Annotated in this window: 11 protein-coding genes; 4 read left to right on the forward strand and 7 right to left on the reverse strand. The window is 59.4% G+C overall.

Annotated elements, in window-relative coordinates; all coding sequences use genetic code 11:
- Positions 1–12: 12 nt before the first annotated feature.
- Positions 13–1,557 (reverse strand): histidine ammonia-lyase, encoded by a 1,545-nt coding sequence (hutH, locus tag PGH32_RS02800; protein ID WP_337893125.1) that lies wholly within the window; start codon positions 1,555–1,557, stop codon positions 13–15.
- A gap of 275 nt (positions 1,558–1,832) precedes the next feature.
- On the opposite strand from hutH, the gene hutC reads away from it, so the two are divergent.
- Positions 1,833–2,588, forward strand: a complete 756-nt coding sequence (gene hutC / locus PGH32_RS02805) for a histidine utilization repressor (protein ID WP_123332317.1) — start codon at positions 1,833–1,835, stop codon at positions 2,586–2,588.
- Here the strand turns inward: hutC and PGH32_RS02810 are convergent.
- Together PGH32_RS02810 and PGH32_RS02815 are read right to left on the reverse strand one after the other, a co-directional pair.
- Entirely contained in the window at positions 2,572–3,132 is a 561-nt protein-coding gene (locus PGH32_RS02810) for a HutD/Ves family protein (protein ID WP_337893126.1), read from the reverse strand. The two genes, hutC and PGH32_RS02810, sit on opposite strands and share 17 nt — an antisense overlap.
- A complete protein-coding gene (locus PGH32_RS02815; protein WP_337893127.1) occupies positions 3,129–4,484 on the reverse strand; it encodes a formimidoylglutamate deiminase in 1,356 nt (451 codons plus the stop codon). Before PGH32_RS02815 ends, PGH32_RS02810 begins: the two co-directional genes overlap by 4 nt.
- 82 nt (positions 4,485–4,566) lie before the next feature.
- Between PGH32_RS02815 and hutI the strand changes: the two genes are divergently transcribed.
- Both hutI and hutG read left to right on the forward strand, forming a co-directional pair.
- On the forward strand, positions 4,567–5,784 hold the full coding sequence (gene hutI / locus PGH32_RS02820) for an imidazolonepropionase (RefSeq protein ID WP_337893128.1): 1,218 nt from the start codon (positions 4,567–4,569) through the stop codon (positions 5,782–5,784).
- Positions 5,781–6,569 carry an N-formylglutamate deformylase gene (hutG, locus tag PGH32_RS02825; RefSeq protein WP_337893129.1) on the forward strand — a complete coding sequence of 263 codons (789 nt, stop codon included), beginning with the start codon at positions 5,781–5,783 and terminating at the stop codon, positions 6,567–6,569. The genes hutI and hutG overlap by 4 nt, the downstream gene beginning before the upstream one ends.
- A 167-nt stretch (positions 6,570–6,736) precedes the next feature.
- Here hutG and PGH32_RS02830 read toward each other — a convergent pair whose 3' ends face one another.
- Positions 6,737–7,258 (reverse strand): 5' nucleotidase, NT5C type, encoded by a 522-nt coding sequence (locus PGH32_RS02830; protein WP_314419979.1) that lies wholly within the window; start codon positions 7,256–7,258, stop codon positions 6,737–6,739.
- A gap of 482 nt (positions 7,259–7,740) precedes the next feature.
- On the opposite strand from PGH32_RS02830, the gene PGH32_RS02835 reads away from it, so the two are divergent.
- Positions 7,741–10,038 (forward strand): TonB-dependent siderophore receptor, encoded by a 2,298-nt coding sequence (locus PGH32_RS02835; protein WP_337893130.1) that lies wholly within the window; start codon positions 7,741–7,743, stop codon positions 10,036–10,038.
- 1,305 nt (positions 10,039–11,343) lie between these two features.
- Here the strand turns inward: PGH32_RS02835 and PGH32_RS02840 are convergent.
- Genes PGH32_RS02840 through PGH32_RS02850 form a run of 3 tightly spaced genes read right to left on the reverse strand, consistent with a single transcriptional unit; the run spans position 11,344 to position 16,939 of the window.
- Entirely contained in the window at positions 11,344–12,711 is a 1,368-nt protein-coding gene (locus PGH32_RS02840; RefSeq protein WP_314420044.1) for an efflux transporter outer membrane subunit, read from the reverse strand.
- A gap of 2 nt (positions 12,712–12,713) precedes the next feature.
- Positions 12,714–15,818: an efflux RND transporter permease subunit gene (locus tag PGH32_RS02845; protein ID WP_337893131.1), complete on the reverse strand. Its 3,105-nt coding sequence runs from the start codon at positions 15,816–15,818 to the stop codon at positions 12,714–12,716.
- The gene (locus PGH32_RS02850) at positions 15,818–16,939 is read right to left on the reverse strand and encodes an efflux RND transporter periplasmic adaptor subunit (RefSeq protein ID WP_337893132.1); all 1,122 of its coding nucleotides are present in this window, start codon (positions 16,937–16,939) and stop codon (positions 15,818–15,820) included. The genes PGH32_RS02845 and PGH32_RS02850 overlap by 1 nt, the downstream gene beginning before the upstream one ends.
- Positions 16,940–17,080: the final 141 nt, after the last annotated feature.

The raw sequence follows: 17,080 nt of genomic DNA on the forward strand, positions 1-17,080 counted from the left end.
ATCGGTATTCGCTTAGTGGGCGCGTGCAGGCAGCAGCGCAGCAATCATTTCCGGCCAGCTGTCGCCAGCGGCCCATAAACGCATTTGTTCGATATCCGGTGCCATCAGGCGGTCTTTATCGAGGTAGGCGACCTTCTGCCGGATAGTGCTCATCACTTCTTCAAGCTGAGGTGAGCTTTGCAGCGGGCGATGGAAGTCGATCCCCTGGGCGGCGGCCATCGCTTCAATGCCCACCACCGCGGCGGTGTTGAAACACATGGCTCCCAGACGGCGGGCGGCATAGGTGGCCATCGAGACGTGATCCTCCTGATTGGCGGAGGTTGGCAGGCTGTCAACGCTGCCCGGATGCGCCAGCGATTTGTTTTCCGACGCCAGCGCGGCGGCGGTCACCTGGGCTATCATAAATCCGGAGTTCACCCCGCCGTCGTTGACCAGGAACGGCGGCAGGCCGGAAAGGCCGGTATCCAGCAACAGCGCCAGACGGCGTTCGGAGATGGCACCGATTTCCGCCACGGCCAGCGCGATAATATCGGCGGCGAACGCGACAGGCTCGGCATGGAAGTTTCCGCCGGAAATCACTTCGCCGGTATCGGTAAACACCAGCGGGTTATCGGACGCGGCGTTGGCTTCAATTTGCAGCACGCGCGCGGCGTGATTGAGATTATCCAGGCAGGCACCCATCACCTGCGGCACGCAGCGGATCGAGTAAGGATCCTGTACCCGTCCGCAGTTGACGTGGGAATTCAGGATAATACTGCCTTCCAGCAGGCTGGAAACGGCGGCCGCTACGGCGATTTGCCCCTGCTGGCCGCGGGCTTCATGGATGCGGTGGTCAAACGGTTTCACCGAGCCTTTAATCGCCTCCAGCGACAGCGCACCGGATACCAGCCCGGCGGCGAAGACGTTCTCGGCTTCGAACAGGCCGCGCAGTGCCAGGGCGGTGGACACCTGGGTGCCGTTCAGCAGTGCCAGACCCTCTTTTGGTCCGAGGACAATCGGTTCCAGCCCGACCAGCGCAAGTCCGTCACGAGCGGGCATCAGCTCGCCTTTCACCCGAACTTCACCTTCCCCCAGCAGCATCAGGGAGAGATGTGCCAGCGGCGCTAAATCGCCGGATGCCCCCACGGAGCCTTTTTCCGGAATGCACGGCATTACGCCGGCATTAAACAGGGCGATCAGCGCATCGACCAGCTCAATTCTGATCCCGGAGTGACCGCGGGCCAGGCTGATAATCTTGGTTGCCATCACCAGGCGTACCACGTCGTCGGGTAGCAGATCGCCTAAGCCGACGCTGTGCGACAGCACCAGATTACGCTGCAGTTCGGCCAGCCGCTCTGCCGGTATGGAGGTCTGAGCCAGTTTGCCAAAGCCGGTATTAATGCCGTAGGTCACTTTGCCTTCGCTGACAATGGCTTCGACCGTATCGCGCGCCTGCTGGATGCGGCTGCGTGCCTGCTCGTCCAGCGCCAGCGTTACGCCACCGCGATAAAGGGTTTTCAGCGTGGCAAGATCGACCTTACCCGGCGTCAGTAAGCAGTGGGTCTGAGTCAGTGGCATAGTATACTCCTGTATAGACAACTGGGTGGACAACAAGCTGTATTACGGGTGGAAGCCCCGGCAGATTGTTTAAGGGTTAAATTTCGGTCTGAACTGAGTGAATCACAAACGTATAGTCTTGTCTATACAACCAAAGTAACTTGTCTTGCTGCGATCACAAAAAAGGGGGATGAAGGGGGGGAGTGGAACTGTGCTTCCAGTGGAAAAGTTAACATGTATATACATTTAGAATATTAGCCAGTAAACTGATTTTCCCACTGTTATAAGGATTCGGTATGGCCAGGCAGAGTGCAATTTCTCAACTTTCCGCTGCAATGAGCGATCAGCCTGCACCGATTTACCAGCGGGTGAAGCAGGCGATTATCAGCCAGATCAGCGAAGGCGTCTGGCAGCCAAATCAGCGCGTGCCGTCTGAAAGCGAACTGGTTAACGAGCTTGGCGTCAGCCGGATGACCATTAACCGCGCACTGCGCGAGCTGACCAGCGAAGGCTATCTGATGCGGATGCAGGGCGTGGGCACGTTCGTCGCGGAAGCCAAAGGCTATACCGCGATGATGGAAGTCCACAATATCGCGGAAGAGATAGCCCAGCGCGGCCATCGCCACAGCTGTAAAATTCTGGCGTTTGGCGAGAGCAAAGCCGATGCGGAACAGGCCGCGCTGCTCGGGTTAACCAGCGGCCAGAAACTGTTTCACTCGCTGATGATCCACTATGAGAACGATCAGCCGGTGCAGCTGGAAGATCGCCTGGTCAATCCGCAGATGGCACCGGACTACCTGCTGCAGGATTACACCGAGCAGACGCCCTATACCTATCTGATGCGGGTCGCTCCATTAACCGCCGGTGAGCACGTGGTGGAAGCGGTTCTGCCCGACGCGCGACAGTGCCGCCATCTGGCGATTGACGCGCAGGAGCCCTGCCTGCTGATCCGCCGCCAGACCTGGAGCGATAATAAGATCGTTACCTACGCGCGACTATTGTATCCCGGATCGCGCTATAAGCTGATGGGGCGCTTCAAAGGCCATGGTTAAAGCTCGGTAGCAGCGTGCCCCACAGCAGCAGGGCATCGTTTGACAGCGGCAGAAAACGCCCCCCCTGATTTTCCCACCAGGCCCCCTGGCCGGCCGCCAGCAGCGTTTGTCCGTGCTGCCACTGGCCGCCAATGACCATGACCACGCCAGCCGCCTCCACCGGGGGAAAAAATGCCGCCGTGGTGGTGCCCGCCGCGGGCACATAATGTCCCCGCCGGGCCATGATATTGAAGTCGTGGCTCGCCCCTGCGGGCAGCCGGGCACTGATGCGGTCCTCTCCCCGAAACGAATAGGGTTGATTCACGCTCAGACGCTGTCGCAGCCGGTCGTCGCTGTACAGCTCTACCTCTCCATCCAGCAGGGTAATAATACGGTCGATGCCGGGGAACGCCGAAAACTCACCGTCTGCGGCGATGGTGGCGATACTGATGCGCCAGTCAAATTCGGCTTCCCCTGGCGGATAACTGACGATCTCCCGCGTTTCCCCGCCGCCGTTGCGCCAGCGGCTGATGGGCAGGCTGGCGCTGTTAAATAAGTGGATCATCGCAGCGCCTCCAGCACCTGACGGAACTCAGCGTCAATCGACTCCTGCTCTGCGTGCCGGCCGTGTCTGATGCGCTGCACGCCCGCCACGAACACGTCGTGGATCTGCCCGCGATGCCCGGCAAACAGCCAGCGGTTGAGCAGGGAGTCATCCCCGGTTGCACCCAGTAGCGCGTCATCATTCAACACCAGCCAGTCGGCGCGATAGCCGGTTTGCAGGCTGCCGGTTTTGACTCCGCAGGCCTGCGCGCCACCCGCCAGCGCCTGCCGGTAAAGCAGATCGCCCACCGACGGCTGATTGGCGGTAACAATACGGTTGCGGCGGCGGTCGCGCAGCCGTTGGGCATACTCCAGCCAGCGCAGTTCTTCCACCACGTCCAGCGACACGTGGCTGTCCGATCCAATGCCCCAGCGGCCACCCCGGGCGATATACTCGGTGGCCGGGAAGATGCCGTCGCCGAGGTTGGCTTCGGTGGTCGGGCAAAGGCCGGCCACCGCCCGGCTCGCTGCGAGGCGTGAAATCTCGCTGTCGTCCAGATGGGTGGCGTGGATCAGGCACCAGCGCTGGTCCACCTGGAAACGGTCCAGCAGCCAGCTGACCGGGCGTTCTCCGCTCCACGCCAGAGAATCGTTGACCTCTTTTTCCTGCTCGGCGACGTGCAGATGCACCGGCAGATGGGCCGGGCTGGCCGCCAGCACCTCGCGCATTTGCGGCTCACTGACCGCCCGCAGGGAGTGGAAACACAGGCCGTGGTTAATCAGCGGCTTGCCGTCAATCAGCTTCGCCAGGCGCTGCTGCTGAGCGAGATAGGCGGCGGTGTCCTGAATAAAGCGCTTCTGCCCGGGCTGCGCGGGCTGGCTGCCGAATCCGGCGTAGCTGTAGAGCACCGGCAGCATTGTCTGGCCGATGCCGCTGCGCCCGGCGGCGGCAATCAGCTCAACCAGCATCTCATCCTGCGCATAGGGCTGACCGTCCGGCTGGTGGTGCAGATAGTGAAACTCCGCCACCTGGCAATACCCGCCCTTGAGCATCTCAACATAAAGCGCTGCCGCAACCGCGCCCACCTGCTTTGGCGTCAGGCGCTGCACCATGCGGTACATCAGATCGCGCCAGGTCCAGAAGCTGTCCTGCGGATCGCCCGCCACTTCGGCCAGCCCGGCCATTGCGCGTTGAAATGCATGCGAGTGCAAATTCGCCATGGCCGGTACGACAATACCCTCCAGGCGCTGTGCATCCTGCGGCTGGCTGTTGGCGGTGAGAGAGGCGATTGTGCCCTGGCTGTCGACGTCAATCAGTACGTTGTGCTGCCAGCCATCTGCAAGCAGGGCGCGGGGCGCAAAATAGCGAGTCATCGGTTGCTTCCTGTACGTTGAGGTTGTATATACATATACATACTTATAGAAGTTCAGTAAAGCACACAACGTGGGAGAGGTGATGGAGCAGCAACGCAACTGTGAGCATTTGTGGTACGGTGCCGATATCGTCACCATGCGTGACGGCCAGTACAACCTCATCAAAAACGGCGCGATTGCCGTTGACGGTCAGCAGATCGTCTGGGTCGGGCCGTATCAGGAGGCCGGGCACTTTACTCCGCAACGGACCACCGATTTCGGTGGCGGCATCGTGACTCCCGGGCTGGTGGATTGCCATACGCACCTGGTGTTTGGCGGCGATCGCAGCCACGAATTTGAGCAGCGCCTGAACGGCGTCAGCTACAGCGAGATTGCCGCCGCAGGGGGAGGGATCCTCTCTACCGTTCGCGCCACGCGGGAATCCTCACTGGCGCAGCTGGTCAGCAGCGCCCGTCATCGGCTTGACGTACTGCTGGCGGAAGGCGTGACCACCGTGGAAATCAAGTCCGGCTACGGCCTGGAGATTGCCAGCGAACTGCGGATGCTGCAGGCGATTCGCCAGCTCGGTCAGCAGGTTCCGGCGCAAATCAAAGCCACCTGCCTGGCCGCGCACGCGGTGCCGCCGGAGTATAAGCAAACGCCGGACGAGTGGGTGGAGGTGATTTGCCGTGAGCTGCTGCCGCAGGTGGCCGCCGGACAGCTGGCGGATGCGGTGGATGCGTTCTGCGAATATCTGGCGTTTACCCCCGCGCAGGTTGATAAGGTGTTCAACGCCGCGCAGCAGCTGGGCCTGCCGGTCAAACTGCATGCCGAGCAGCTGTCATCGCTGGGCGGCGCTGCGCTGGCCGCCCGATTTAACGCGCTGTCGGCGGATCATCTGGAATACGCCACCGAAAGTGACGTTGCGGCAATGGCGCAGAGCGGCACGGTTGCGGTGCTGCTGCCGGGCGCTTTCTATCTGCTGCGGGAAACCCAGCGGCCGCCGGTGGCGCTGTTCCGTCAGTACGGCGTGCCGATGGCGCTTGCCAGCGATGCCAATCCGGGTACGTCTCCGGCCCTGTCGCTGCGGCTGATGTTGAATATGGGCTGTACGCTGTTTGGGATGACGCCGGAAGAAGCGCTGGCCGGCGTTACGCTTCACGGTGCGCGGGCGCTGGGCCTGGCCGACACTCAGGGGTCGCTGGAGGCAGGCAAACTGGCAGATTTTGTTCACTGGCCGCTGGAACGCCCGGCGGAGCTGGTTTACTGGCTTGGCGGGCAGCTGCCCTGCCGGGTTATTTTCCGAGGAGAAGAACGATGAACGCTTTTGAGTTTCACGCCGGTAAGCTTCCGCTGCTGCTGAGTATTCCCCACGCCGGTACGTTACTGACGCCGGAAGTGAAGGCCGGGCTGAGCGATGCGGCGAAAGGATTGCCGGATACCGACTGGCATATCCCGCAGCTGTACAAATTTGCCCGTGAAATGGGTGCCAGCGTGCTGGTCGGCAACTATTCGCGTTTTGTGATTGACCTGAATCGCCCGCCGGATAACCAGGCGCTGTACACCACCGCGACCACCGGGCTGTATCCGGAAACGCTGTTTGACGGCACGCCAACCTTTAAGCCGGGAATGACCCCGACGGCGGCACAGCGGGCGGGCTATCTGCAAAACATCTGGCAGCCGTATCATGACCAGATCCGCCTGGAACTGGCGCGCATCCGCCGCCAGTTTGGCTATGCACTGCTGTTTGATGCGCATTCCATCGCTTCACGGGTGCCGCGACTGTTTGAAGGCCAGCTGCCGGACCTGAATCTGGGCACCAATGACGGGGCGAGCTGCAGCCCGGAGATTGCGGCGCATCTTACGGCCGTCTGTGATGACCAGTCTCGCTTCAGCTGGGTGATCAACGGTCGATTCAAGGGCGGATACATTACCCGCGCCTACGGTAAACCGGCGGAGAATCAGCATGCGGTACAGCTGGAGCTGGCGCAGTGTAACTATATGGATGAGCGGCCGCCGTTTGCCTGGCGAGGTGATAAAGCCCAGCATTTACAGGTGGTGCTGAAGCAGATTGTCGATACGCTATTGCGTGAAGGTAAACAGTAATCCCGTCTGGCCGGTTTGCAGGAGATTCTAAAGGGGATTTTTTAGCCGGCCAAATTGTGAAACACCGCCGCATGGATATGTGGCGGTACACTTCCGTTCTGCCGCCACGGATTATTCGGTTCTTTCACGTCCGAATCCTGATGAGCAGTAGAAACATTTATCTTTAACTACAGCAGCAGCGCTTCAATATCGCGCCAGCTGTCCACCCGACGATAGCCGGTGACATGCCGGTTGTGTGGGGCGGTGTAGAGAATGCCTTCTCCGCAAAAATCGACGAAATTAATCGCGTTATCATCAATCATATAGTCGGCATTGATGATGCTTTTATTTCCGCAGAACACAATATGGCTGGGTTTGATAGCCGGGAAGTGCGTATTCAGCCAGCGGAATTTCGCATTGAATGACGCGGGTACCTGCATCGCGGCGGTGGTAATAAAAATCTCATAGTGCTTGCTGAGACTGGCAATAACGCGCTGACTGTCGGGGATCACCGCCAGGTCGGCAAAAAAATCCGGATGCCCGGCCAGTTCGAAGATCTCTTCCAGCTTTTCCGGATCGTCCTGATGCAGGTCAAAGAGGTTCAGTTCTTCAGGCGTGAGCTCCTGGGAGAAATGGCGGTTCCAGGTAAGCAGGATTTTAGAATGAAAGTCAGCGATAACCTCATCCATATCAATAGCAATGCGTTTCATAATCACTCCATGATGGTTTAAACGCCTAGCATATCAAAAAAAAGCCAGAAGCAGGGCTTCTGGCTAAAAAAGACTCAGGTACGGTCAGGAGGGTAATTTCGCAGTGTTCCTGCCGTGACGCCATCATACGCGGGCGTGGAAAAGAGAAAACCGCATAAGCTTGATGAAGACCTTCAAAAAATATGATGGATATCACCGCGAAACCCTCATTTTGATTGTGCCTGACTCCAATCACAGCCCAACTCACCGCCCTGTCATTTCGCCAACGCCGTCATCCTTTTGAAATATTTGCACACATCTATTTCCCTTTTTTTACTTAACCACCCCGAGATTTGGTCCCGGAAATTTGCTGCAATATTTAGTCGTAAGTGATAATCATTATTATTGTCTTTCTCTTTTCGTTTACAGGCGATGCAAATGAATTTTTACTTATAAAACAATAAGTAATTTCAAAAAAGAAAATAGGGCATTAAGGGATGAGTATGGAATTCTACAGTAGAAGATTGAGCCTTATCAGTATCGCTGTCGGCATTGCACTGCTGCCGCTGAAGGGCTTTTCAGCAGAAGCTACCGCCGCAGATGCGCAGCAAACCAGCGATAGCGCTGAGGCAAACACCAGCAAAAAAACCGAAAAAGATGCGGCATCCGGCGAGCAGTCCATGGTGGTTACCGCGCGGGTACAGACCTTACAGGCACCCGGCGTTTCCACTATTAATGCGGAAGAAATCAAAAAGCATCCCCCCGAGCGCGACGTTTCCGAACTGATCCGCACGATGCCGGGCGTAAACCTGACCGGCAACTCCACCAGCGGCCAGCGCGGTAACAACCGGCAGGTTGATATTCGTGGTATGGGTCCGGAAAATACCCTGATTTTGATCGACGGTATGCCGGTATCCAGCAAGAACTCGGTGCGCTACGGCTGGCGCGGCGAGCGTGATTCCCGCGGCGATACCGCGTGGGTTCCACCGGAAATGATTGAACGCATTGATGTCCTGCGCGGCCCGGCTGCGGCGCTGTACGGCAGCGGCGCGGCGGGCGGGGTGGTCAATATCATCACCAAACCGGCGACCAAAGACTGGCACGGCAGTTTTAACACCTACTACAACGTCCCGGAGCACAAAGCGGAAGGGGCCACGCGCCGCTTTAACGGCAGCCTGGCCGGTGAGCTGGCGGATAACCTGACCTTCAAGCTGTACGGCGGCTGGGCGAAAACCCAGGCCGATGCGCAGTATATTAACGCCGGGCATGAAGCGCAGCGCACCGGAGCCTATATTGGCAGCGTACCGTCCGGACGCGAAGGGGTGAAAAACGAAGATATCAACGGCTCGCTGCGCTGGGAATTTATTCCGGGACAGGCGCTGGAGCTGGGTGCCGGATTTAGTCGTCAGGGCAACATTTACGCCGGCGATACGCAAAATACCAACACCAACACGCTGGTACAGAAGTACTACGGTAAAGAAACCAATATTCTGTATCGCCAGAACGTCAGCCTGAAGCACACCGGTGCCTGGGATAACGGCGTGACCACCACCAACTACATTCAGTACGAGCGCACGCGCAATACCCGTCTGAATGAAGGCCTGGCAGGGGGAACGGAAGGGATCTTTAATACCACCGATGAAGGCTTCTCCACCATTAATCTGGCGGATACCAACGCGCATACCGAGTTTAACGTGCCGCTGGACCTGCTATTCCAGCAGACGCTGACTCTGGGCGGAGAATGGAACCATCAGCAGATGAAGGATCCGACCTCGAACACGCAGAATGCCGCCACGGCGGGCAGCGTCGAGGGTGTTTCCGCCACCGGCCGCAGCGTTTACAGCTCAGCGGATCTCTACTCGCTGTTTGCCGACGATAATATTGAGCTGACCGAGACCACGATCCTGACGCCGGGTATTCGCTTTAACTACCATTCGATTACCGGCAGCAACTTCAGCCCGTCGCTGAACCTGTCACAGGAACTGGGCAACGACTTTACCCTGAAAATGGGTATTGCCCGCGCCTACAAGGCACCGAACCTGTATCAGACCAACCCGAACTATATCCTGTACAGCAACGGCCAGGGCTGCTACGCCAGCGCCGCCGCCTGTTACCTGCAGGGTAATGACGATCTGAAGGCGGAAACCAGCATCAATAAAGAGATCGGGCTGGAATACCATCACGACGATTATCAGGCGGGCCTGACCTACTTCCACAACGATTATCGCAACAAGATCGAAGCGGGTTATGCGTCGGAATACAGCGTCGGTACGACCGATGTGTATAAGTGGGAGAACGTGCCGCGCGCGCTGATCCAGGGTCTGGAAGGTACGCTGAACTTCCCGATTACCGACAGCGTCTCAATGAAGAATAACTTCACCTATATCATTGAGAACAAGAACAAGAAAACCGGCGATTATCTGTCGATTATTCCAGAGTACACCATCAACTCTACGCTGGAGTGGCAGGCGATGAACGATCTGTCCCTGCGTGGCACCATGGCCTGGTACGGCGTGCAGAAGCCGAAGAAGTACAACTACAAGGGCGTGGCAGCAACGGGTAGCGAAACCAACGAGCTGAGTCCGTATGCGCTGTTTGGTCTGAGCGCGACCTATACCGTCAATAAGTATGTGGATGTGACTGCGGGGATTGATAACCTGCTGGATAAACGCCACTACCGTGCGGGTAATGCGTCGACTACCGGTAATGCGACGACCGGTGCATATCTGTATGGTGCGGGTGCTGAGACGTATAACGAGTCGGGCAGAACTTACTTTATGTCGTTGAATACGCACTTCTGATAACAGCGGTGGGCGAGGGTATCTCGTTCGCTGGTTGTGTGTGATAAGGCCGCTATCCGTTTGGATGGCGGTTTTTTTTCGATTGCGCTGTGGCGGAGTTTGTCGCCCAGCCTCTGCGGCTGCTTGGTGATTCTCGTGCCTGATGGCGTTTGCAACAGTTGTGTTTTTCGCTGGCTGGCTGTTCCCCTGCCCGGACGGTCCTCGCGCCGCTTTGCGGTCCCTTCACTTCGTTCGTCAGCCTGTCGGACCGCCACAGACGCGCGTCCTGCGCGGCTGTGCCTTTCGTCCACTTCCCTGTGGCCGAATCCTGGCTTCCTCTCTACGTTCAGCGCTGCGGATTATCCGGGCAGGGGAACAGCCAGCCTGCTGTATAACTTCGGAGTGATATGCAGCATACCCGGCAGCCTCAGAGGCTGGGCGACCGCTAATGACAGCGCTCGCTGTTTTGAATCATTGAATGAGATAAAGAAATGCAACGGGATTGAGGAGTGATGCATCGGATATTGTCGCCCACCCTCTGCGGTTGCCGGGCGGTCCTCGCGCCGCTTTGCGGTCCCTTCACTTCGTGCGTCAGCCTGTCGGACCGGCTCAGACGGCACATCCGTGTGCCGACCGAGCCTTGCGCCCGCGTCCTGCGGGCTTATCCTGGCTTCCTTTCTCCGTTCAGCGCTGCGGATTACCCGGCAACCGCAGAGGTTGGGCGACCGCTAACGACAGCGCTCGCTGTTTTGAATCATCGAATACTACGAAGAAGCCGATTTAGACAAGAGATCGTTAAGCAGTTTTTTTAGACAGGTAACTCAATGATTAACTCACAAACTGGTGGCTTCCCCGATTGTGAAATCCACCGCGCGGAGTGAAGGAAGGGAGTCAATATTTAACGGCAATGCAAGGTTAGTGCGACTCACCACGATTGTGGTTCAAAGCAGCCGAACGAAAAAACAATCGATTGAAGAAATGTTTTAAACAGGCAACACAATGATTAACCAGCAGACTGGCGGCTTCCCCGATTGGGCAATCCACAGCGCTGAACGAAGAAAGGAAAGCCAGGATTCTCCAGCAGGGAAGCTGGAGAAAGGTGCAGCCGGGCCATGGAGGGCCCGTCTGCACCGGTCCGACGGGCTGGCCGTCGTAGTGAAGGTATCGCGAAGCGACGCGAGGACCGCCCGAGCGGGGAAGCCGCCAGTCAGCGCAATCACCGCGCTGACAGCAACCACAGCAATCACCTTAGCTGCAGGCAACCCTAAACAACAGTCACTAAACCCGCAGAACATCCCCAGCCAGCTTTACCCGACCAGGGCGCGATCAGCTCCCGCCCCCCAGCGACTGCCACAGCGTAATCCGGTTATCGTAATCCGTTTGCTGTAGCGCAATCAGCTCCAGCTGCGCCGACCACAGCGTACGCTGATTGGTCAGAACGGTCAGATAATCCCCGCTGCCGGCCTGATAACCGTGCAGTGACAAATCCACACTGCGCTGCGCTGCCGCCACGTACTCGCGCTGCGCATCCATCTGCTCACTCAGTGTGGCTCGGCGCGCCAGCGCATCGGCGACATCTTTAAACCCGCTCTGAATCGCCTTCTCGTAAGCTGCAATCAGCCCCTGCTTCTCCGCTTCGGCATATTTCAGCGCCGCTGCGTTGGCACCACCGGCAAACAGCGGCAGCGACAGGCTCGGTGCAAACGACCAGACGTTGGCGCCGTGGCTGAACAGGCTGGAAAGCGAACCGCTCGCCACGCCCGCACTGGACGTCAGCGACAGGCTGGGGAAGAAGTTAGCGCGCGCGGCACCGATATCCGCATTGGCGCTCTTCAGGCTGTGCTCGGCTTCCTGCACGTCGGGACGGCGCAGCAGCAGCGAAGAAGATAGCCCCGCGGGCACCAGGGCCACCGCATTCTCTGTCAACTTATCCAGCGGACCGGGCAGCAGCGAATCCGGCAGGCTTTCACCCGCCAGCAGCGTCAGGGCGTTACGATCCTGGGCCACCAGTGTCTGATAGCTGGCCACGCTGGCGCGCGCCGACTGATAAACGGTCATCGCTTCGTTCATATCCGTGCCGTCCGCCACCCCGGCAGCCTGGCGTCGCTGGGTGATCTCCAGCGTTTTACCGGCGCTGGCCATCGTTTCCTGCGCAAGCTGCAGGTTGCTGTTATCCGCCGCCAGCGTAATCCAGGCCGTGGCGGTTTCAGCAATCAGCGTCAGCCGCGTATTCTGCGCGGTGAACTCACTGGCCAGCCAGGTCTCTTTGGCCGCCCGGCTCAGGCTGCGGTTGTGGCCAAACAGATCGATCTCGAAGCTGCTGACGCTGCCGCTGGCCTCCGCGCTGCCGGTCACGCCCGCATCGGTGGTCCGGCTACGGGTGCTGGTCAGCCCGGCATTCAGCGTCGGGAACAGGCTGGCGCGCTCTTCGCCGTACAGCGCCTTCGCCTGCTCGATATCGCTGATCGCCTTGCGCAGATCGCGGTTGCTGGCCAGGGCGCGGGCAACCACGGCTTTCAGCCGGCTGTCGCCCATCACCTGCTGCCAGTTACTGAGCACGGCCGGTGCGCTGCCGTCCGCATTCTGCCCCGGCCAGGTGGCCGGAACCGGCGCGGCGGGGCGCTGGTAATCGGGATCGAGAGACAGACAGCCCGCCAGCATCATCGACAGGGCTATCACGCTAATTCGGTACATCATTATTTACTCCCGTGGCGTGAGGTGAACAGATGCTTCACCAGCACAAAGAACAGCGGTACAAAGAAAATCGCCAGAATGGTCGCGGCCAGCGTCCCGCCGATAATCCCGGTACCAATCGCAATGCGGCTGTTGGCTCCGGCCCCGGTCGCCACCGCCAGCGGCAGCACCCCGGCAATAAACGCCAGCGAGGTCATAATAATGGGACGCAGGCGGATACGGGCCGCAGAAATCGCCGCCGCGCTCAGCGAACTCCCCTGTTTCAGCGCCGCTTCAGCGAACTCGACGATCAGGATGGCGTTCTTCGCCGACAGCCCGATGGTGGTCAGCAGGGCAACCTGGAAGTAGATATCGTTGCTCAGCCCGCGCAGGCTGGCGGCCAGCGCGGCACCGAAGATACCGAGAGGGATAACCAGCAGCACCGAGAACGGCACCGACCAGCTCTCATACAGCGCTGCCAGGCAGAGGAACACCACCAGAATCGAGATGGCATACAGGCTCATGGCCTGGCCGCTGGCGAGTTTTTCCTGCAGCGACAGGCCGCTCCATGCCCAGCTGGAACCCGGTGCCAGCTGATTAGCCAGCTCTTCCATTTTGTCCATCGCCGCACCCGAGCTGTAGCCCGCGCTGTTTTCACCGGCGATTTCAAACGCGGCCGAGCCGTTATAGCGGGCGAGGCTTTCCGGACCGTAAATCCAGTGCGTGGTGGCAAAGGCGGAGAACGGCGTCATGCTGCTGTCGCTGCCGCGGACAAACCACTTCGCCAGGTCTTCCGGCTTCGAGCGGAACTGGCTGTCGCCTTCGATGTAGACCTCTTTCACCCTGCCGCGGTCGATAAAGTCGTTCACGTAGGTGCCGCCCCACGCGCTGCTCAGCGTGTCGGTCACGTCGGAGAGCGACAGGCCGAGTGCCACCGCTTTGTTATTGTCGATATCCACCTGCAGCTGCGGCATCTGGGGCAGATCGCTGGCGCGCACCGATTGCAGCTCCGGGCTGCTGTTCGCCGCTTTCAGCAGATCGCTGCGCAGCTTCAGCAGGGTGTTACGGTCGGTTGCACCGCTGGCCAGTAGCTCAAAGGTAAAGCCGTTGCTTTGCCCCAGCCCCTGCACCGACGGCGGAGTCATGGCGAAAACTTTCGCGTCGCGAATATCCCCCAGCGCCGCCATGGCTTCGCGGGCGATACCCTGCGCGCTGTTTTTCTCGCCGGCGCGCTGGCTCCAGTCTTTCAGCGAAACGAAGGCCATCCCGGCATTCTGGCCGCTGCCGCTGAAGTTAAAACCGTTAACGGTGAAGATAACGTTGGTGTTGTCCTTTTGCTGGTTAAGGAACCAGTCGGTCACGCGTTTGTTCACCGCGTCGGTTCGGCTGATAGTGGCCCCGGCGGGCAGGGTATACTGCACCATGATTTCGCCCTGGTCCTCTTCCGGCAGGAAGCTGCCCGGCAGACGCCACAGCAGCAGCGCCATCAGTCCGGCAAACACGGCGTAAACCAGCATCAGCCGCACCGGTCGGCCAAGAAGCCACAGTACGCGTTTGCGATAGCGCTTCTCGCCGTTCTGATACAGGCGGTTAAAACGCGCAAAGAAGCCGCGCTGCGGAGGCTGGCTGTGCTTGAGCAGCATGCCGCACAGCGCCGGGGTCAGCGTCAGCGCCACAACGACCGACAGCATCATGGCGGCGATAATCGTCACCGAGAACTGGCGGTAAATCACCCCGGTGGATCCGCCGAAGAAGGCCATCGGCAGAAATACCGCCGACAGTACCAGCGCAATCGCCACCAGCGCGCCGGCGATTTCACCCATCGATTTCTCGGTGGCTTCACGGGCGTTCAGCCCTTCATTGCGCATGATGCGCTCGACGTTTTCCACCACCACAATGGCGTCATCCACCAGCAGCCCGATGGCCAGCACCATGGCAAACAGCGTCAGGGTATTGATCGAGTAACCGAACAGCGCCAGCACGCCAAAGGTGCCGAGCAGCACGACCGGCACCGCCAGCGCGGGGATCAGCGTGGCGCGCAGGTTTTGCAGGAACAGCATCATCACCGTCACCACCAGCACAATGGCGATCAGCAGGGTTTCAATCACATCCTGTACCGAGATTTTAATAAACTCGGTGCTGTCCTTCGGATAGGCAATCTCATAGCCCGCAGGCATGTTGTGGTGATATTCCTCAATTTTCGCCTTCACCAGGCTGGCGGTATCCAGCGCGTTGGAGCCGGGAGCCAGCATTACCGCGACGCCCGCCGCCGGATGGCCGTTCAGTTTTGAGCTGGCGTTGTAGTCTTCGCTGCCCATTTCCACGCGCGCGACGTCGCCGATGCGCACCACGGCACCGCCGGTGGCGCTTTTAATGATGATATTGCGGAACTGCTCGACGGTTTGCAGGCGCGACTGCGCGCGCACCGTGGCCGTCAGCTGCTGATCGCCGGCGGCGGGCAGGGCACCGAGTTTACCGGCGGTCACCTGCACGTTCTGTGCTTCAATCGCGCTCTGTACGTCCGACGGCATCAGGCTGTAGGAGGCGAGTTTGGCGGGATCGAGCCAGATGCGCATGGCGTATTCAGCACCGAAAACCTGCAGGCTGCCGACGCCGCTGACGCGGGCCAGCGGATCCTGCAGGTTGCTCACCAGCCAGTCGGCGATATCGGAGCTGCTGGCGCGGTCGTTGCTGTCGTACAGCGCCATAATCAGCAGGAAGTTGGACTGCGTTTTGGTGACGGTAATGCCGGCGCTTTGTACCTCGCTCGGCAGGCGGGACTCGGCCTGCTGCACCTTATTCTGCACCTGCACCTGTGCGGTATCCGGGTCGGTCCCCTGCTGGAAGGTGACGTTGATATCCACCGAACCGTCCGAGCTGCTGGACGAGGTGAAGTAGAGCAGGTTATCCAGGCCGGTCATCTGCTGTTCGATCACCTGGGTCACGCTGTTTTCCAGCGTTTCCGCCGAAGCACCGGTATATGTGGCTTTAATCTTGATCGACGGCGGAGCGACGTCGGGGTACTGGGCCACCGGCAGGGTGCGGATCGCCATAATCCCCGCCAGCATAATCAGAATCGCAATCACCCAGGCAAACACCGGGCGGCGAACAAAGAAACGCGAAAACATCAGTTCGCTCCTTCGCTGCGGGTGACTTCAACCGGCTTCACGCTGTCGCCGGCGGCGACTTTATCGCTGCCTTCAACCAGCAGGCGGTCGCCCGCCTGCAGGCCTTTCTCGATCAGCCAGCTTGTGCCGGTTGCGTCGGCGGTGACCACGTCGCGCTGTTCGACTTTGTTCTCTGCGTTCACGACCAGCGCGGTGGCGTTGCCTTTGGCATCGCGGGTAATGCCCTGCTGCGGCGCGAGAAGGGCGTTTTCCAGCACGCCTTCATCCACCAGGGCATGAACGAACATGCCCGGCAGCAGAACGTGATTTGGATTCGGGAACACGGCGCGCAGCGTGACCGAGCCGGTGGCTTCATCCACCGCCACTTCGGTCAGTTCCAGCCGGCCTTTTTCCGGGTAGGTGGTGCCGTCTTCCAGCGTCAGGGTCACGTTAAGCGTGTTGCCATCGCTGGCCAGCGCGCGCTTGCGCAGATTGAGCAGCTCTACGCTGGAGCGGGTCAGGTCTACGTACATGCTGTCGAGGCTGCGGATGGTCGCCAGCACCGTGTCCTGCCCGGCGGTGACTAGTGCACCCGGCGTCACGGCGGAAATACCGATGCGGCCCGCGATGGGGGCGGTGACGGTGGTCCAGTCGAGGTTAACGCGCGCGCTGTCCAGCGCCGCCTTTTTTTCCGCCACGCTGGCGCGATCCTGGTCGCAGGTGGATTGCGCATCGTCGGCATCCTGCTGTGATACCCCCTGATACTGCACCAGTCCGGCATAGCGTTTGGCTTTCTGGCAGTCGCTAATGACCAGCGCCTGAGCGCTTTTCAGCGCGGCGGCAGCCTGTTGCCAGGTGGCTTTATAGCTGGCGGCGTCGATCTGATACAGCGCCTGTCCGGCTTTCACTTCCGCCCCTTCGGTGAACAGGCGCTTCTGGATAAGCCCACCCACCTGCGGTCTGACTTCTGCCGTCTGGGTGGCGGTGGTGCGCCCGGTCAGGTCGCTGGTCAGGGTAAAGCGGGTGGCTTTCAGCGTGACGACTCCGACTTCGGTCACACCGGGGGCAGGGGCACTGGAGGTGACATTATCGCAGCCGGCCAGGCAAAAAAGGGTCAGCAGCGAGACTATGCGTAATTGCATATGGCTATTCCACTCAAATTAAAAAAAGAAAATGGCACATCGGCGAGCCATCATTATTTAGCAATGGCTCAGGATACGTTTAATAACATTTAGGTACTGCTGTTAATCGGTAAAGTAATCGCAATGAAATCGTTTTGATGA

Origin of the sequence: Erwinia sp. SLM-02 (assembly GCF_037450285.1) — a bacterium.
In the GTDB taxonomy this organism is placed as follows: domain Bacteria; phylum Pseudomonadota; class Gammaproteobacteria; order Enterobacterales; family Enterobacteriaceae; genus Erwinia.